Below are 16651 nucleotides of genomic sequence, written 5' to 3'. Positions count from 1 at the left end.
GCGACTAGCAAGGCTCCATGCCGTGACGCACTTTCGCGTCGCCGGCATCGGGCGAAGCGAGAAACGCGAGGAACGCGCGCGCCAGTTGCGGCGCGCGCGCGTTCGCACAGATCGCGCCTTCGAACACGGTCAGCGCCTGAATCTCCGGCGGCAACATGCCGAGCACGTCGATCCCTTCGACGCCGATCATCTCGCTCATCTGCTGAAAGCCCAATTCGACTTCCCCACGCGCGATGAGCGTGCCCACCGCGACGCCCGGCTGCGCCTGCACGATGCGCGGCGCGATGCGTTCGGCAATGCCCCAGCGCTCGAACAAGCGCGTCAGATAGACGCCGCTCGGTCCCGTCGAATAGCCGATGGTGCGTGCCGCGAGCACGGCTTCGCGCACGGCGGCTTCATCGTCGACGGAAGGACGCGGCGCGCCCTTCGCCACCGCGATCGCCACGCCCGAGCGCGCGACGCGCACGCGGCTCGCTGCATCGATACGCGAAGAAGCCGCGAGCCGGTCGATCGCGTCGGCGGCGAGCACGACGATATCGAACGCCTCGCCTTCTTCGATCCGCTTGAACGCCGCGACGCCGCCCGTCGATTCGATCGCGATACGCTCGCCCGATTTCGTTTCGTATGCGCAAGCGAGATCGTTGAGCACCTGCCGCGTGGCCATCGAAGAAATGCCGTTCATGCTCATGCGCATCAGTCGATGTAACGCAGGCCCGCTTTTTCCAGCGGTTCGCGCATCTTGTACATGTCGAGGCCGAGCACGCCGCTCGCGAGTTTCGCGCGCTTCTCTTCTTCGAGCGCCTCGCGTGCAACCGCTTTGTCGAGCACCTGTTGCGCCGATGCGGACGGCACGACGACGACGCCATCGTCATCCGCGACGATCACATCGCCCGGCTTCACCCATGCGCCCGCGCACACGACCGGAATGTTCACCGAACCGAGCGTCGCCTTCACCGTGCCCTTCGCCGATATCGCGCGGCTCCAGACCGGGAAGTTCATCTCCGTCAGCACGCGCACGTCGCGCACCCCGCCGTCGATGATGAGTGCCCGCGCGCCGCGCGCCTTGAAGCTCGTCGCGATGAGATCGCCGAAGAAGCCATCGGTGTTGTCGGTCGTGCAGGCGGCCACGACGATATCGCCCGGACGGATCTGCTCGGCCGCGACGTGCATCATCCAGTTGTCGCCCGGCTGCAGCAGCACGGTGACGGCCGTGCCGCTCGCTTGCGCGCCCGTGTAGATCGGCCGCATGTAGGTCTTCATCAGGCCGACACGGCCCATCGCTTCATGAACGGTCGCCGAGCCGAGCGCGCCGAGCTTGCCGGCCGCATCCGCGTTCGCGCGATCGATGTTGCGATACACCACTCCCAGTTCGTACATGTCAGCGTCCCTTCGTTTTGAGCGCCGCGTCGAGGCGCGGATACACGCGGCGCGCGTTGCCTTCGTAAATTTTGTAGCGCGCTTCGGGCTCGATCTGCGCGCTCTCTACATAGCGCTTCGTATCGTCGAAATAGTGCCCGGTCTCAGGATCGATGCCGCGCACCGCGCCGATCATCTCGCTCGCGAACAGAATGTTGTCGACGGGAATCACGCGCGTCAGCAAGTCGATGCCCGGCTGGTGATAGACGCACGTATCGAAGAACACGTTGTTCAGCAAATGATCCTTCAGCAAGGGCTTTTTCAGCTCCTGCGCGAGACCGCGGAAACGTCCCCAGTGATACGGCACCGCGCCGCCGCCGTGCGGAATCACGAACTTGAGCGCCGGGAAATCGCGGAACAGATCGGACGTGAGGCACTGCATGAATGCGGTCGTGTCCGCGTTGAGATAGTGCGCGCCCGTCGTATGGAAGCACGCATTGCAACTCGTGCTTACGTGGATCATCGCGGGGATGTCGTACTCGACCATCTTCTCGTAGATCGGATACCAGTAGCGATCCGAGAGCGGCGGGCTCGTCCAGTGCCCGCCCGACGGATCCGGATTCAGGTTGATCGCGACATTGCCGTATTGCTCGACGCACTTCACGAGTTCGGGAATGCACGTCGAGACATCGACGCCCGGACTCTGCGGCAGCATCGCCGCCGGAACGAAGCTGTCCGGGAACAACTGGCTCACGCGATAACACAGCTCATTGCAGATCGCGGCCCATGTGCTCGACACTTCGAAGTCGCCGATGTGATGCGCCATGAAGCTCGCGCGCGGGCTGAACACGGTGAGATCGAGGCCGCGTTCGCGCATCAGCCGAAGCTGATTCGCTTCGATCGATTCGCGCAGTTCGTCGTCGCCGATATGCAGTTCCGACGCGCCAGGCATCTCCGAAGGACGCTTGATGCCGGCGATCTGCCGGTTGCGCCACGCTTCCAGCGCTTTCGGCGCGGTCGTGTAGTGGCCGTGAATGTCGATGATCATCCTTTGCTCCAGGTACTAATGTGCTGCCGTCGTTTGTGCGTGCGCTTCGTCGATTTGCCTGCGTTGCGCGACGAGAATCGAGATCGCGGCGAGCGTCGCGGGCACGGCGAGCATCGCGAGGATCGCGCCGAACTCCCAGCCGAGACCGAGCAGCGCGCCGCCGAACGCGGAGCCGAAGATGCTGCCGAAGCGGCCCATGCCGAGCATCCAGCTCACGCCGGTCGCACGCGCGACGGTCGGATAGCGGCTCGGCGCGAACGCGTTGAGGCCCGTTTGCGCGCCGCTCATGCAGAAACCCGCCGCGAAGACGAGCAACGCGAGCGACGACGACAACGCGCCGATCCACGCGAGCCCGAGCACGCAGACCGCGCCGCCGAGATACGCCGCGCTGATGACGGGCGCCGGGCGCACCTTGTCCATGATCCAGCCGACGATGATCGCGCCGATCGTGCCGCCGATCTGGAACATCGCCGTGATGTTCGCCGCGGACGACACGGTGAGGCCCGCGTCCTTCATCAGCGTCGGCAGCCAGCCGGTCAGCAGATAGATCACGAGCAGGCCCATGAAATACGTGACCCACAGCGCCGCCGTCATCAGGCCATAGCCGTGCGAGAACAATACGCCGATGGGCTTCTTCGTGGGCAGCGGCGGCTCGCTCGATACGAACGTTTCGGTGCCGTCGAAACGCGCGCCGCATACGCGGCCGAGCACCTTGCCGATGCGCGCCGAAGTCGCGCCGCGCACCGCGAGCAGACGCGCCGATTCGGGCAGCAGCCAGATTTGCAGCGGAATCAGCACGAGCGGCAGCGCGCCGCCGCAGATCAGCACCGAACGCCAGCCGTGTACGGGAATCAAAGCGCCCGCGAGAAAGCCGATCAACGCCGAGCCCAGATTAAAGCCCGTGAACATGATCGTGATCAGCAGCGCGCGCTTGCGCTGCGGCGCGTACTCGGAGAGCAGCGTCGTCGTGTTGGGCATCGCGGCGCCGAGGCCGATGCCGGTCAACACACGCAGCAATGCCATGCTCGAAGGCGAATTCGTGAACGCGGTCGCGATCGTGAACACGCCGAAGAGAAACACTGAAGCAATCAGCACCCACTTGCGTCCGATGCGATCCGAAGCCGGACCCGCCGCGAGCGCGCCGATCACGAGCCCGATGGGCGCCGCGCTCATCACGAGGCCGAACGCGGGCCGCGAGATATGCCAGTCCGCGATGATCGAAGGCGCGATGAAGCCCATGATCGCGACGTCCATGCCGTCGGCCGTCACGATCAGAAAGCACAGCGCCACCAGCAGCCACTGGTACGCGGATATCGGGCGTTCGTCGATGAAGCCCTTGATGTCGATGGTTTTAGCGATATTCATACGTGTCTCCTCAACTTGTCGCTCAGTTCTTGGTCTTGTCCCAGTCGAGCTTGCCCGCGCCCTTTCCCGCGACCGAATACAGCGCGCCGGGCGCATTGCGCGTCTTCTGAAATTCTTCGAGTGTTTCGCCGCGCATCGCGGCATAGATATGCAGGTTCGATACGCCCGTCACCGCGCCGAGCTTTTCGAGCATGAAGAAGATCACGCCGTAATGAAGCAGCCCGCGCCAGTCGCGCCGGCGAATGAGATCGCGCTCCTGATCGGAAAGAGCCGCCGCTTCGAAGCTCGCTTCCTCGTTCTCTTTGAACGCCTCGCGATGCGCGGGCTCGACCATGCGATGCAGATAGTCGTTGATGCGATACGCGCGCACCGCCGTTTCGATCGAGAACGGATACGTGCCTTCCAGCTTCTCGACATCGGTGAGCTGCACGGCCATCTTCTGCCGATGACGCTCGACGATCGCCGGCTTGGTCTCGCTGTCCTCGCCTTCGTAGATCGCGGTCGCAATGCCCGCCATCGACGGCAGGTAATAGCTGCGATGCTTGCACACGACATTCGACGACAACGCGCCGCGCATCGTGAGCCACATGATGACTTCGGCGCCTTCGTAGCCGCCGAGCGCCGCATATTCGGCGATGGTCATGTCCGCGAGCTGCTCGGGATCGCGCTCGAAGAGATCGAGGAAGCGCGCATCCCACGCGGTGTTGTTGAAGCCCGCGCGCTCGCCGTGCACCTGATGCGAGAGACCGCCCGTCGCGAGGATCGCGACCTTGATGTCTTCAGGATAACTTTCGATCGCGCGACGCAGCGCCTGGCCCAGCTTGTAGAAGCGGCGTGCGCTCGGCACGGGCAATTGCAGCACGCCCATTTGCAGCGGCACGAGCTTGACCGGCCATTCGGGCTTGTGCGGGCAGAGCATCGAGAGCGGCGAGAAGCAGCCGTGATCGAGCGCCTTGTTTTGGAAGAACGACATGTCGAATTCGTCGGACATCAGCGACGTGCCGATGTGCGCGGCAAACGCCGGATGACCCTTGATCGGCGGCAGATCGCGTGCGCCGCCGCCTTCGTCCGCGACGCGCCATTCCGGACCGACGCCCAGCGCGAACGCGGAATAGTGATCGAAAAAGAACGACGTGACGTGGTCGTTGTAGATCGTGACGATGACATCGGGCTGCTTGTCCGCGAGCCAGTTCGCGAGCGGCGCGAAGTTCTCGAAGATCGGCGCCCAGACGGGATCGTCGCGCTTGTTCTTGTCGAACGCGAAACCGATGGTCGGCGTGTGCGAGGCGGCAATGCCTCCGATGATCCGTGCCATGTGCGCTACTCCTTCAGAATGCGTGGCCGAGCGGGCTTGCTTGGGGGAAGCTGAAGCCCGAAGGGTAGCGAGGAAGGCAGCGCGGCGGGTACTACGCGTTAACCAGTATTTTGCGTTTGTGGATGGGGTCTCGGCGCGTGGGAAGCCCGCCGGGACGGGCCCGGCGGGGTGCAAGTCGGCGTGGCGGCAGGGATGTGCCGATAAACAAAACTGATGGCGCGTGAAGCAGGACGCAAGTGCATCAGGCGGTCGCGCCTCGCATGCCCTTGAGCAGAGTCGTGGCGATGATGCGCATGTCCAGTCCGAACGACCAGTTCGCCAGATAGTAAAGGTCGTGCGCCACGCGCGCCTCGATCTTCTCGATCAGATCCGTTTCTGCACGGAAGCCGTGCACCTGCGCCCAACCCGTGATGCCCGGCTTCACGCGGTAACGATGAACATAGCCCGACGCCGCCTTTCGATACAGATCGTCGTGTTCGAGCGCATGCGGTCGCGGGCCGACCATCGACATGTCGCCACGCAGCACGTTGAAGAACAGCGGCAGTTCGTCGAGGCTCGCGCGGCGCAGCAACGCGCCCACGCTCGTCATCTCGGCATCGAGACGCATCGAGCGGAACTTGTAGAGCGTGATGACGCGTCCGTCCGGCCCCTTGCACCGCTGCCCGACGAGGACGGGACCGCGCGAACCGAGCTTCACCGCAATGGCGATGCCAACCAGCAGCGGTGCAATGGCGGCGAGCGCGAGCAGCGCCAGCAGGCGATCAAACACTTCTTTTTCCAGCAGCGCCCTTCGCGAAAACGGCGAGGCGACGAGATCGATCGCGGGAACACCCAGGATCTCGCTCACGCCGCTTTCGAGAAGCGTCAGGCCGTGCATGTCCGGGATGAAGCGCACGTTGACGAGGTCTTCGCGAAACGCGTTCACGAAGCGCTCGATGGTGTGATCCTGCGACATCGGCAACGCGAGCCACAACTCGCGCGCATACTGCTCGCGAACTTCGGTTACGAACGCGTCGAAATCGTCGAAGACGGGCACGCGTGAGGCAATCGGCGATTCCGGCAACGCGTTGAACAGCGCGATCGCGCGAAAGCCCGAATGACTCGCCCGCTCGATACTCGTCATGACGGATTCGCAATGCCTGCCGCAGCCGACGATCGCCACGCGATGAAATTGCATCTCGGCGCGACCCATGCGCGCGAACACCGCTTGCGCGACGAGACGTCCCGCGATGATCTGCGCGCCCGAGATCGCGGTCCAGCACAGGAACCACGCGCGCGACGTCTGATCGAGCCGATGCAGCGAGAACATCAGCGCGAGCACGCAGGCCTGTACGACCAGCCACGCGAACAACATGCGGCACGCGAGCATGAGCTTGCCCGGTCCGCGCCGTGACTCGTACACGCCCAAGCCCGGAAAGAGCAGGAGCGCGGACGCCGCGGCGAACGCGACGAACGGTATGTAGCCGGTGGTCTCGGCGATGTATTCCACTCTGATCCGCGATGCAATGACCGCGCCCGATACCACCATGGCGACATCGAAAAGCCGCGGCAGAAGTCCCTCGCTGTTGCACATGTCATGCCTCCTGGCTCTGATTGCGTGCTCGAATACGACCTGCGCGGCGGTCAAACGCGGCCATAACAATCGTCGAGACGCACGATGTCGTCTTCACCGAGATAAGCGCCCGATTGAACCTCGATGATTTCGAGCTCCACCTTGCCGGGATTTTCCAGCCGGTGCCGCACGCCGAGGGGAATGAACGTCGATTCGTTTTCAGAAAGCAGGAACTGCTCGTCGCCGCGCGTCACGAGTGCCGTGCCGCGCACGACGACCCAGTGCTCCGCACGATGATGATGCATCTGCAACGACAGCCGCCCGCCCGGTCTGACGACGATATGCTTCACCTGATAGCGCGCGCCGTGCTCGATCGAATCGTAGTAGCCCCAGGGGCGGCGCACCTTGCGATGCGTCTCGGCCTCCGGCGCGTGCTCTTCCCGGATGCGCGCCACCAGCCGCTTGATGTCCTGCGCGTGCGAACGGTCGGCGACGAGCACGGCGTCATCGGTATCGATGACGACGATGTTCTCCGTGCCGACGCACGCGACGAGGCGCCCGCCCTCGGATCGCGCATAGCTCGACGTCGCGCCTTCGAACACGACGCGTCCGCTCGCCACGTTGCCGAGCGTGTCCTTCTCCATCGCTTCCCATACTGCGTCCCACGAGCCGAGATCCGACCATCCCGCCGACAGCGGCACGACCGCGCCCTCGCAAGGCGAATCGGCGCCGCCGATATGCTCCATCACCGTGTAGTCGATGGAGTCGGAAGGCACTCGTGCGAACCGGTCCGGACAGGGACGAATGAGGTGACCGTCGGCCTTGCCTTCCTTGAGTGCGGCCGTGCAGGTCGCGTGCATCTCGCCGTTCAGATGGCGCAATGTGTCGAGCCACACGCTCGCACGCACGATGAAGATCCCGCTGTTCCACCAGTAGCGTTGCGCGGCGACGTATTGCGCGGCAAGCTCCGCTGCCGGCTTTTCCACGAAGCGTTCGATGAGATGCGCGCCATGATCGAGCGGCTCGCCGATGCGGATATAGCCGAAGACCGTGTCCGGTCGCGTCGGCGGAACACCGAGCGTGACGATCATGCCGCGCTCCGCGTAACCGGCGGCGACGGCGATCGCGTCGTGCAGCGCGTGCAGATCCGCGATCGAATGATCGGACGGCATCGCGACCATGATCGCGTCGTCGTTATCGGCGGTGATCGCAAGCGCGGCAAGCGTGAGCGCGGGCGCCGTGTCCCGGCGCGCCGGCTCGACGATGATCCTCGCTCCGACGCCGCACAGCCGTACCTGCTCTTCCGTCGCGAAGCGATGCTCTTCGCCGCACACGATGATGGACTGTTCGTCGACGTTGAAATCGCCTGTGAATCCTTCCATTCGCGCGACCGTGGCCTGCAATAGCGAATCACGCCCGATCACGCCGATCAACTGCTTCGGAAACTGCTCGCGCGACATCGGCCATAGCCGTGTGCCCGAACCGCCCGCGAGGATCACCGGGACGATACGACGGCAGGACATCGCGCACGATGCATCGGCGCTCGCGATCACGATGACGTCTTCAGAACTCACTGCGTTTTCCATGACTGTGCTCCGTGGTTTTTCACACTCATGCTATGAAAGCGGCGAACTGGAGGGCGAATCGTCCTGGTTCGATCTGTGCTCGTCTTATCGGCCGCACGTCTTGCAGAGAACCGCCAGATACTCTGTCTGGAGCGTGTCCCAGGTGACGTCATCGAGCGGTTCGGACAGCGTGGCCAGATAGGCATGGTGAACTTCCGTCCTGTCCACCGGCGTGCGACAGATAGAACAATTCGCGATCCGGTCCGGCCCGGGATGCGTGACCGGTATCTTTTCGCGGGCCATGACCCGATCCACGCGCGATTCGAGACAAGCGCGGGAGCAGTAGCACTCGAGACCGCGCAGGTTCAGGCTCTCGACGTAAGGCACCCGCTCTTCGAAGTGCAAGCGACATCGTTCGTGAACGATCTCGTACACGCCACCGCCGAATGTCTTGCGGCAATGAAAACACTCGAATTGGTCTGACAGCACGGTGTCCACGGCGATTCCCGATTTATTAGGTTACCTTATTGCATTGCCGTACCGACAATCGCGGCCAGGCGCGTCGACGCAGCGTCGCGCATCCCCTTCAGTTCGAAATGCCTTGATTGCTCCGCAGGACGCTGACGCTACTCCGGGCGCCATGATCCTCTTTCCTGTAAGCGCCGCTTCCGAACGTATTCCCCTGAATCGTGAAGTAGCTCGTCCTTGCCGGATTCGTGCTCCAGCTATCGGTCAGGAGATCGATCGGGAAGCCGCTCGTCTGATTGTCCAGAACCTGGAACTGAGAGTCCGAATTGGGATCGTCCGACCAGAGATAAAGCGCTGCGGAATCGGGAGGCTGCGTCACTCTCGATTCGATGACGTTCCGTGCCGCCACGCCGAGTCCGTTGCCGTAGAGCGATCCGATCTCGATCGCGTTCATGGTCTCGGTTGCGGCGCGCGTGAAGAGAAGCCGATTGTCCGCGACGGTCACATAGCGGAGCGTGTTCTCGCTGAAAGCTATTCGGGTGTCCGTGAGCTGGTTGTTGCCGAATTCGAGCGTCTCCACGCCGCCGTAAGCCGTGTCGATGACGCCGATCGTCTGATCCGTGATGAACGTGTTTCCATCGACGGTCATGGAGCGATTGCTCGTGGCTTGCCAGGCGTTGTACACGCGCAGGTGCGGATAGTCCGCGCGGCTCTGCCGCGACGTGTTGCCGACGAAGGAAACGTCCACGTTCCACCAGAAACACGCGAAGTTGCCGTTGACGCAGTTGCGCACGCTGTTCTGACTGGCGCTGCTGTTCGTGCAGCCTTCGAAATCGATGCCGACGTCCGATGCCGTGTCGACATCGCAGCCGACGATCTTCACGTTGGACCCCATCGAGCCCCACACGCCGGCGATGCAGTTCGAAACCTGAACGTTGGTGATCGTGCCGTCCACGCACTTGCGGGCATTGGTCAGCGCGCCGTCGACTTCCGGATTCGAATCGCCGCCCCACCACTGCACGCCGAACGGCGCGTTCGAGAACGTGCAGTCCGTCACCGACCATCCGGCGCAGAATGCGAACAGCACGGCCGCTCGCGGATCGTCGCTATTGGCGATATTCGTCGCCGTGCAGTCCGTGACGTGCACGTCGGAACTGACGTCGGAAGCACTCGACAAGTCGTTCGACAAGCTGGCGTACGTCTCGCCTCCGGAAGGCGAGAACATGGCGATCGCCATTCGATCCGCGTTGATCTGCTCGACATTGACATTGACCACGCGTGTGCCGGCGAACACGTAGCCGCCTTTCGAGCCGCTGATGTCGACAACCGAAAATCCTTGCAACCGAATGGCGCTGGAGTTTTCGGCGCTGAACATGGTGAAACGGTCGGCGAGACTCTCGTGTGTCCAGGTGAGCACCGTGCCCGTCCCGGCGCCCTGAATTTCAGTGTTGCTTCGCACGGTCAGCGTATTGGATATCCGGAAATTTCCCGCGGAAAGCCGGACTTTCGTGCTGGCGTTCAGCGCCGCCTGGATCGCGCAACCGTCGATCTCGGAATCGAGCCTCGTGACGAACGGATAAACGGAGCGTGCCTGTTCGAGCGTCGCATAGCGCGTGGAGAGCAGATGCGATGCGCCGTCCGCGATCGCGCCGAGTTGCGCGGGGTCGACCCAGCCGTCCGCGGAACTCACCTGCGCGGCAGCGCGCTCGGAGCCGGACACGGCGGCCATGACGGCTGCCGCACCGGACCGAGCCAGAGTGAACAGTGTTTCGCGCTTGCGCTTGTCCATGCTGCTCCCGCATCGAACCCGAATGAATCTTTTGTTCAAAAGTAGAGCCGTAACAGCAACGATCGCCCCATGTTTCTCAACGCGGGCGACGTGGCCAGCGACCACGCCACATCCGCGAGGATCAGCAGCGCACCGACGACGTAGGTCATCAACGTGTTCTCGAAAGAACTGCTCAGCCACAGACAAGCGAGCAGAAAGGCGACGTGCGCGGACATGCCCCGCAGCGCCGAGCGTAAGGGCGTGCGCGCGAGGCGCAAGAGGATCACGTAGTCGAGCGACACTCTGAAGACATTCGCCACGGCCGCGCCCATCAGCCCGAACTGATGAATGGCGACGAAGAGAACAGCCACATAGACCGGAAGTTGCAGGACGCAGGCCCGTGCCGCCTTCGCGACGCTGACGTGAGACTGCACGAGGAGACGCACGACGTCCGCCTGTCCCGCAATCCACATCGTGACGATCAGGACTCGCGCGAAGGGCGTCGCCACCGACGCGACTTCGTTTCCTACCCAGACCTGAAGGAACGGACCCACGGCGAGCATCGCCAACAGTACGATCGGTGTGAGCACTGCGCCGAGAAACTGACTCGATTCCCGCATGAGCACGGCCGCCGATGCGGAATCGACTGCCGACAGCCGCGGAAACAGCACTCGCTCGACCGCGAAAGCCAGGATGTTCAGGCGCGTCACGAGATTCTTCGGCACCGAATAGAGCGCGACGAGCCGCGCACCGAGGGTCGATGCGATCAGCACGCGGTCGATCGACTCGGAGACCATCGACGTCACCGTGCCGACGAACATCCATCCTCCGAAGCCGAACAGGCTCTTCACGACGTCGCGCCGCGGACCCTTGACGCTCGAGACGCCCAGCACGCGCATCGACTGCCACGCGAGTTGCGCGGCGGTCAGCAAACGCATGAGAATGGCGGCGGCCAGCACGTTCTGAAACGTCGGACCGATGACGAACGCGACGCCGAGCGGGATCAACTGAAACAGCATCGTGCCGATCGTCTGCGTCGTGTTGAATACGCCGAATCGCTCGGCGCCGGTCAGTGCTGCTCCGAACGCGCAGCTCACATTGGCCACCGGGACCGCCAGCGCGAGCCAGGGCAGCCCCATCATGACTTCGTGCCGCAAGCCATTTTCCGTGCTCATGCAGAAGGACACGTAGAAAAGCCCGCATACGTATACCGCGGCGCCGATCAATACGCCGATCGCCAGATTCGCCCAGACCACGCTCCAGAGCACTTCCGCGCAGCTTCGCGCATCGCCCGTCGAATGCGCCTTGCTGATGCTGTTTTGCGCCGCCATGCTCATCGTGAAACCCAGAATGCCGAAGTAGTCGATCAGAACCCATACCAGCGCCACGACGCCATAGCGCTCGAGCCCCAGCGCGTGAATATACGCAGGCACCGTAGCGAGCGAGACGAACGCCGGTATGATGAGGCCCGCGAAATTGATGACGATATTCTTGACGATAACTTTGTCCATGGCGTCAAATCGACTATCGGTTATGGTTTTTCCGCCGGTCGAATGCGTGTCCGGCATTCGCCATGTTCATGCGTTTCGAAGAATGGCATCGAATTAGATTCCGACAAGCGCAGCCGCCTGCTATCTCCTCGCCTCCGCGCGATCATTCAATTCCGTGAGCACTGCCTCGATCTTTCTCGCGACATCTTCCCACTTGAAGTCTCGCGCCCGATCGATGCCCTTTTCGCCCATGACACGGCGCAGTTCGTCATTGCCCGAGATGCGCCGGATAGCTTGCGCGATTTGCGGCGACGACGACGGATCCACCATGATCGCGACATCTTGCGCAATCTCCGGCATCGCCGTGCAATTCGAGGTAATGACAGGCGTGCCGCACGCCATGCTCTCCACGATCGGCAATCCGAATCCCTCGTAAAGGGATGGAAAAATCAGAGCCTGTGCACCGCGATACAGCGCCGCGAGTTCTTCCTCCGACAGCCGGCCCATGAATCTGATCCGGTCCTTGGCCTTGATCTCCTCGACGTACGACAGTATCTCTGTTGAAGGAAAGCCCAGGAAAAGCAGTTTCACGCGATCGCCGAGGTTTGCCGCAACGAAACCGTCGATCGTTTTCCGGTTGTTCTTATGTCCTTTTCCATTCGATATGCCGAGGAAATAAGCCTCGCCGTCCTCCAGCTCAAAGCGCGGACCTTCTTTCCTGAAGGCATCCGATACGCCATTGCCCACGACTCTTATCTTCGTCGGATTGATGCCCGTGAATTCCGCGAGTCTTTTCTTCGAAAATTCGGAGACCGTCAGCACCGCGCTGGCGCGACGGCAGACCGTCCTGAGAATGACCTCGCAATAGATCTTCTTCAGAAACCAGAAGGAGCACGGCACGTCCACGTGAATCAGGTCGTGCACGACCAGCACGCCGCGTCCGCGGTAGAACAAAGGATAGCTATAACCCGGAGAGAAAAAAATGGTCTTCGTTCTCGAAGCCAGTTTCATGCTGAGATAAAGCCAGTCGAAAGGCGAAGCAGGATTGCCGCGAAGCTCGGCGTGCTTGAGCCGAAGACAGTCCGACACTTCCGTAGCGAATCGGCCGATTCCGTGCGTGCCCTTCCAGCGGCCGTCGAAGATCACTCCTTCCATGTCTGCTCCTCGCTTTCAACACTCAGGGCGGATCAGCCGATTTTAGAAATCATTCACCTCGTGAAGCGATGAGGTCCGCATTCAGACGAACGTACTTATCGACCCAGCCTCCGATGTTCGAGTAATCGCTCGCCGACTCCTTGACAGCGCATCGCATGCCGTCGAGATCCTCTTCTCCTTGCAGGAAGCGGGTCATGATCGTCCGGAGTTCGCCCTGATTCTCGGGCTCGAAGAGACGGCCATTGCATCCATCCTTGATCATTTCCGGGATTCCGCCTCGCCTCGCGCCGATGACGGGCAAACCAAAGCCGAAGGCTTCGGGTATGACTGTCGGAAGCGTGTCCTGACACAGGCTCGGCACAATCAGGGCGTCGACGTGTGGAAAGAAATCCGCCTGCTTTTGATAGCCGAGAAAGCGAATTCGCGAAGTCGAGCAGCGACTCTTCAATTCAGCCTCGTATTGCGGCTGTCCTCTCCCGGCAATCCACAACTCGGCGTTCGTTTCGCCGAGCGACTGAAATTCGTCTATCAGCACGCCAACACCCTTGACAGGGCTGATTCCGCCGATAAAGCCGAACACGAACTTCCGTTCCGCGCTGGCGTCCTTCGGGAGCGGCCCGATATCGGCGAAATTCAGGTTACGCACGTTGTGAATCGCCACGCGACGCTTCGCCCGCGCGAAAAAGCCCGCCGAAAGATGCCGATCGAGCACGAACTGACTGACGCCGACAACCGCGTCCGCGTTATTCGATATCGACCTGTGCGCGACGCGAAGCACCTTGCAACTAATGCATTGCGTCTCACAGTTGCGCTCATTGCGGCACATGTTGGAGTTTGGGCACATGAAATTCGCGCTATGCAGCACCTGCACGGTCGGGATGCCAAGCGATTTGCCGACCGCGAGCACGCCCGCCGACCACCCTTCGATAACATGCACGTTCATCGCATCGGGCCGCTCTTCTTTCAGTATGTCTCTTGCTATCGACGACATGCGCAGGTTCACCGAATCCATCGCGTGCCAGATCATTTTCTTCCACAGCTTCCGGGGCGCTTTACTCCCGTGCCAATAGATGTTCTTGATCGGCACGCGAATGACGGATACGCCATTCACCCTGTCGCGCTCGATGTCTCCACCTTCTTTCGTGGTCAGCACCAGCACTTCATGGCCACGGTCTCGAACGCCCTCGGCCAGCGTTTGCAAGACGATTTCCGCTCCGCCGATAATTGCCGGTGGATATAACCCGCTAACGAAAGCTATCTTCATGTCGGCCGCCTATGCGTTGCTGTCGGTGATCTTCGGAGACGGCTTCACCAGTCATGCTTTTCTGGTGATCTTCAGTTCGTAACTCTCGGCGGAGTAACGATATCTGCCATAGCCATAGCTGCGGCGTCCCGATCTGAGCTTCATGCCGTTGACGACGACGCCGTGCACGGACAGACCGATCCGTTCGAGTCTGCGCATCGACTCGCGCAATTCACCGACACCCGTCACGCCTTGCTGCGCGACGAGGAACGTCGTGGCCGCGAGACTGGCCAGTTGCAATGCCGCATCGGTAGGAAGGATGGGCGCCGCATCGAGCAGCACCACGTCGTAGCCGGCGCCCAGACGCTCGATGACGGAGTGTGCCTTCGGGCGCGCGAACAGATCGCTCGGGCTCGGAAACTGCGTGCCGGAAGAGACGAAATCGACGCCGGGGCATACATCCAGATGAATCACGTTTTGCGGCGTACAAGATCCGTATAGCAAATCGGACAAGCCGAGGCCCGGCTTGATCGCGAAATGCCGGTGCAGGTCGCCTCTGTGCAAGTCGGCATCGACCAGCAAAACGCGCTTTCCGGCGGCGCCCAGGATCGCAGCGAGATTGACGGTGATGAACGACTTGCCGATTCCCGGCGTAGGGCCGGTGATGAGCACCACGCGATTTCGCGCATTGGTCAGCGCGTGATCCACTGCGGTCCGGAACCCGCGAATGCTTTCGATGGCGGGATCGATGACGGACGAGGTCGCGAGGAGGCCACCCTTGGACTGAGGCGTGCGAATCGCTTTCGTCAGGCGAGCCTCGTGCGGGCTGTAAGGCACCGTTGCATACACGGGAAGGCCAATGTTCTCCTCGATCTCGGACGGCTCGTTGACCGCATCGAAAAGCTGTTTGCGCGTCAACGCGATAGCAATGCCCGACAACAATCCAAAGAGCGACGCGACGACCATCACGAGCGTCGGCTTCGGCCAGAACGGCTGGTCAGGAACCACGGCGGAATCCACGAGCCTCGCGTTACCGAGCTTCCCAGCCTTGACCACGCGAAGCTGCTCAAAAGTGTTCAGCAGCGAGGTGTACAAGGTGCTATTGACCTGCACATCGCGTTGCAGGCGCAACATGTCCTGCTCCATCGGCGGCAGCGTGCGCGACTGACTGGCGAGAGAATCCAGTTCCTTCTGCGCCACCCGCAACTGCGCATCGACTGCGCGCACAGCCGGATGATCGCTCTTATAAAGTGCGAGCAGGTCGTTGCGTTTCTGTTCGAGATCGACGCGCGTCTTTTGAACCTCGACGGTGCGCTTCAACAGGCTCGCAGCCTCGTCGCCGAGATTCACCGTCCCGTGGCTCGCGCGAAATTGATTGAATAGCGCTTCGGACGCTTCGACCCGCTGTTTCAAATCCGGCAGTTGCGTTTCAAGAAACTTGATCGAGCGTGCCGCCTCTCCGGATTTGCGCTCGATTTCCTGCTCGACATACGCGCTCGCAACCGCGTTGAGGATAGCCGCGGCGCGGATGGGATCGGCGTCGTCGAGCGACGCCTTGATGATGTTCGACTCTTTCCCTTTATCGCTGATGGACAACTTCTTGCGCAACGCCTCGACCGCCGCCACGGGCGAATTGCGCGTGAGGTCGAAGGTCGCGCCGGGGTTTGCGTCCATCGCGTCGACGCGCAACACGATCGGACCCAAAGGCGTCGACGCCTCCGTGGTTTGCCCGATCACCCCCTGAAAACGAAAGTCTCGAAACGATGCCTCGTATCGCCTGGCATCGAGCTTTTTCAGCTTGAACTTCCGGCCGTAGAACTGCGACGGAGTCTCGAATTCGCCGACGTCGATGCGCTCCGCGCCCCACACATAGCCGCGCGGTCCCGGCGTCGAGACCGTATCGCTCCAAGTCGCGATCTGCCGCCCGATCAGCGGGAAATAACGCGGAGTCGCGACGACCGCCAGATTGAGCTTGTCCACTGCCTGTGCTACGACGAGCCGCGAGCCGAGCACTTCCATCTCTCCAGGAGAGTCCGGCTTGCTATCGAACATCGACGAAACATCGCTCAAGATGTTCTTCGGGACACTCGTACTATCGGTCTTCTGAAATTGAATGAGAATATCGGCGCGATAGACCGGTGCCGCCAGGAAAAGATACGCTGCCGCGATCAGCAGCGCCGATCCTGTCACGACGGCGATCAGCTTCTTGCTGTCATAGATCGCGTCGAGATGCAGTCCGATATGTGAGGACTGTTTTCCTCCTGCGCCGGCCAGACCGACAACATCGATTGCCTTTTTCATGCTTTCCCCATCGCATGCAACATTT

General features: G+C 61.9%; 13 protein-coding genes. All 13 read right to left on the bottom strand.

Annotated elements, in window-relative coordinates:
- Positions 1 to 4 precede the first annotated feature (4 nt).
- The 13 genes from NOV72_RS13190 to NOV72_RS13130 all read right to left on the bottom strand — a co-directional run bounded on the left by NOV72_RS13190 (position 5) and on the right by NOV72_RS13130 (position 16626).
- On the bottom strand, positions 5 to 688 hold the full coding sequence (locus NOV72_RS13190; RefSeq protein WP_181291027.1) for a substrate-binding domain-containing protein: 684 nt from the start codon (positions 686 to 688) through the stop codon (positions 5 to 7).
- A gap of 5 nt (positions 689 to 693) precedes the next feature.
- Entirely contained in the window at positions 694 to 1377 is a 684-nt protein-coding gene (ligK, locus tag NOV72_RS13185) for a 4-carboxy-4-hydroxy-2-oxoadipate aldolase/oxaloacetate decarboxylase (protein WP_106855029.1), read from the bottom strand.
- 1 nt (position 1378) lies between these two features.
- Complete coding sequence (locus NOV72_RS13180) at positions 1379 to 2404, bottom strand: amidohydrolase family protein (RefSeq protein WP_106855028.1); 1026 nt, start codon at positions 2402 to 2404, stop codon at positions 1379 to 1381.
- Between the two features lie 15 nt (positions 2405 to 2419).
- Positions 2420 to 3769 (bottom strand): MFS transporter, encoded by a 1350-nt coding sequence (locus NOV72_RS13175; RefSeq protein ID WP_106855027.1) that lies wholly within the window; start codon positions 3767 to 3769, stop codon positions 2420 to 2422.
- Positions 3770 to 3791: 22 nt separating this feature from the next.
- A complete protein-coding gene (locus NOV72_RS13170; protein ID WP_106855026.1) occupies positions 3792 to 5084 on the bottom strand; it encodes a gallate dioxygenase in 1293 nt (430 codons plus the stop codon).
- Positions 5085 to 5325: 241 nt separating this feature from the next.
- A complete protein-coding gene (locus tag NOV72_RS13165) occupies positions 5326 to 6657 on the bottom strand; it encodes an exopolysaccharide biosynthesis polyprenyl glycosylphosphotransferase (protein WP_106855025.1) in 1332 nt (443 codons plus the stop codon).
- 50 nt (positions 6658 to 6707) lie between these two features.
- Entirely contained in the window at positions 6708 to 8159 is a 1452-nt protein-coding gene (locus tag NOV72_RS13160) for a mannose-1-phosphate guanylyltransferase/mannose-6-phosphate isomerase (protein WP_245933028.1), read from the bottom strand.
- Between the two features lie 147 nt (positions 8160 to 8306).
- Positions 8307 to 8699: a hypothetical protein gene (locus NOV72_RS31945; RefSeq protein ID WP_146149995.1), complete on the bottom strand. Its 393-nt coding sequence runs from the start codon at positions 8697 to 8699 to the stop codon at positions 8307 to 8309.
- Positions 8700 to 8787: 88 nt separating this feature from the next.
- Positions 8788 to 10458, bottom strand: coding sequence for a right-handed parallel beta-helix repeat-containing protein (locus tag NOV72_RS13150; RefSeq protein ID WP_106855022.1), 1671 nt, complete (start codon positions 10456 to 10458; stop codon positions 8788 to 8790).
- A 35-nt stretch (positions 10459 to 10493) separates the two neighbouring features.
- Positions 10494 to 11948: an oligosaccharide flippase family protein gene (locus tag NOV72_RS13145; RefSeq protein WP_106855021.1), complete on the bottom strand. Its 1455-nt coding sequence runs from the start codon at positions 11946 to 11948 to the stop codon at positions 10494 to 10496.
- 120 nt (positions 11949 to 12068) lie between these two features.
- Entirely contained in the window at positions 12069 to 13073 is a 1005-nt protein-coding gene (locus NOV72_RS13140) for a glycosyltransferase family 4 protein (protein ID WP_216858878.1), read from the bottom strand.
- A gap of 58 nt (positions 13074 to 13131) precedes the next feature.
- A complete protein-coding gene (locus NOV72_RS13135) occupies positions 13132 to 14346 on the bottom strand; it encodes a glycosyltransferase family 4 protein (RefSeq protein WP_106855019.1) in 1215 nt (404 codons plus the stop codon).
- Positions 14347 to 14397: 51 nt separating this feature from the next.
- Positions 14398 to 16626, bottom strand: coding sequence for a GNVR domain-containing protein (locus NOV72_RS13130; protein ID WP_106855018.1), 2229 nt, complete (start codon positions 16624 to 16626; stop codon positions 14398 to 14400).
- Positions 16627 to 16651: the final 25 nt, after the last annotated feature.

This window comes from Caballeronia novacaledonica (assembly GCF_900258035.1).
Classification (GTDB): domain Bacteria; phylum Pseudomonadota; class Gammaproteobacteria; order Burkholderiales; family Burkholderiaceae; genus Caballeronia; species Caballeronia novacaledonica.
Note: the sequence above shows the minus strand (reverse complement) of the source record. Positions and strands in the feature narration are given on the sequence as shown.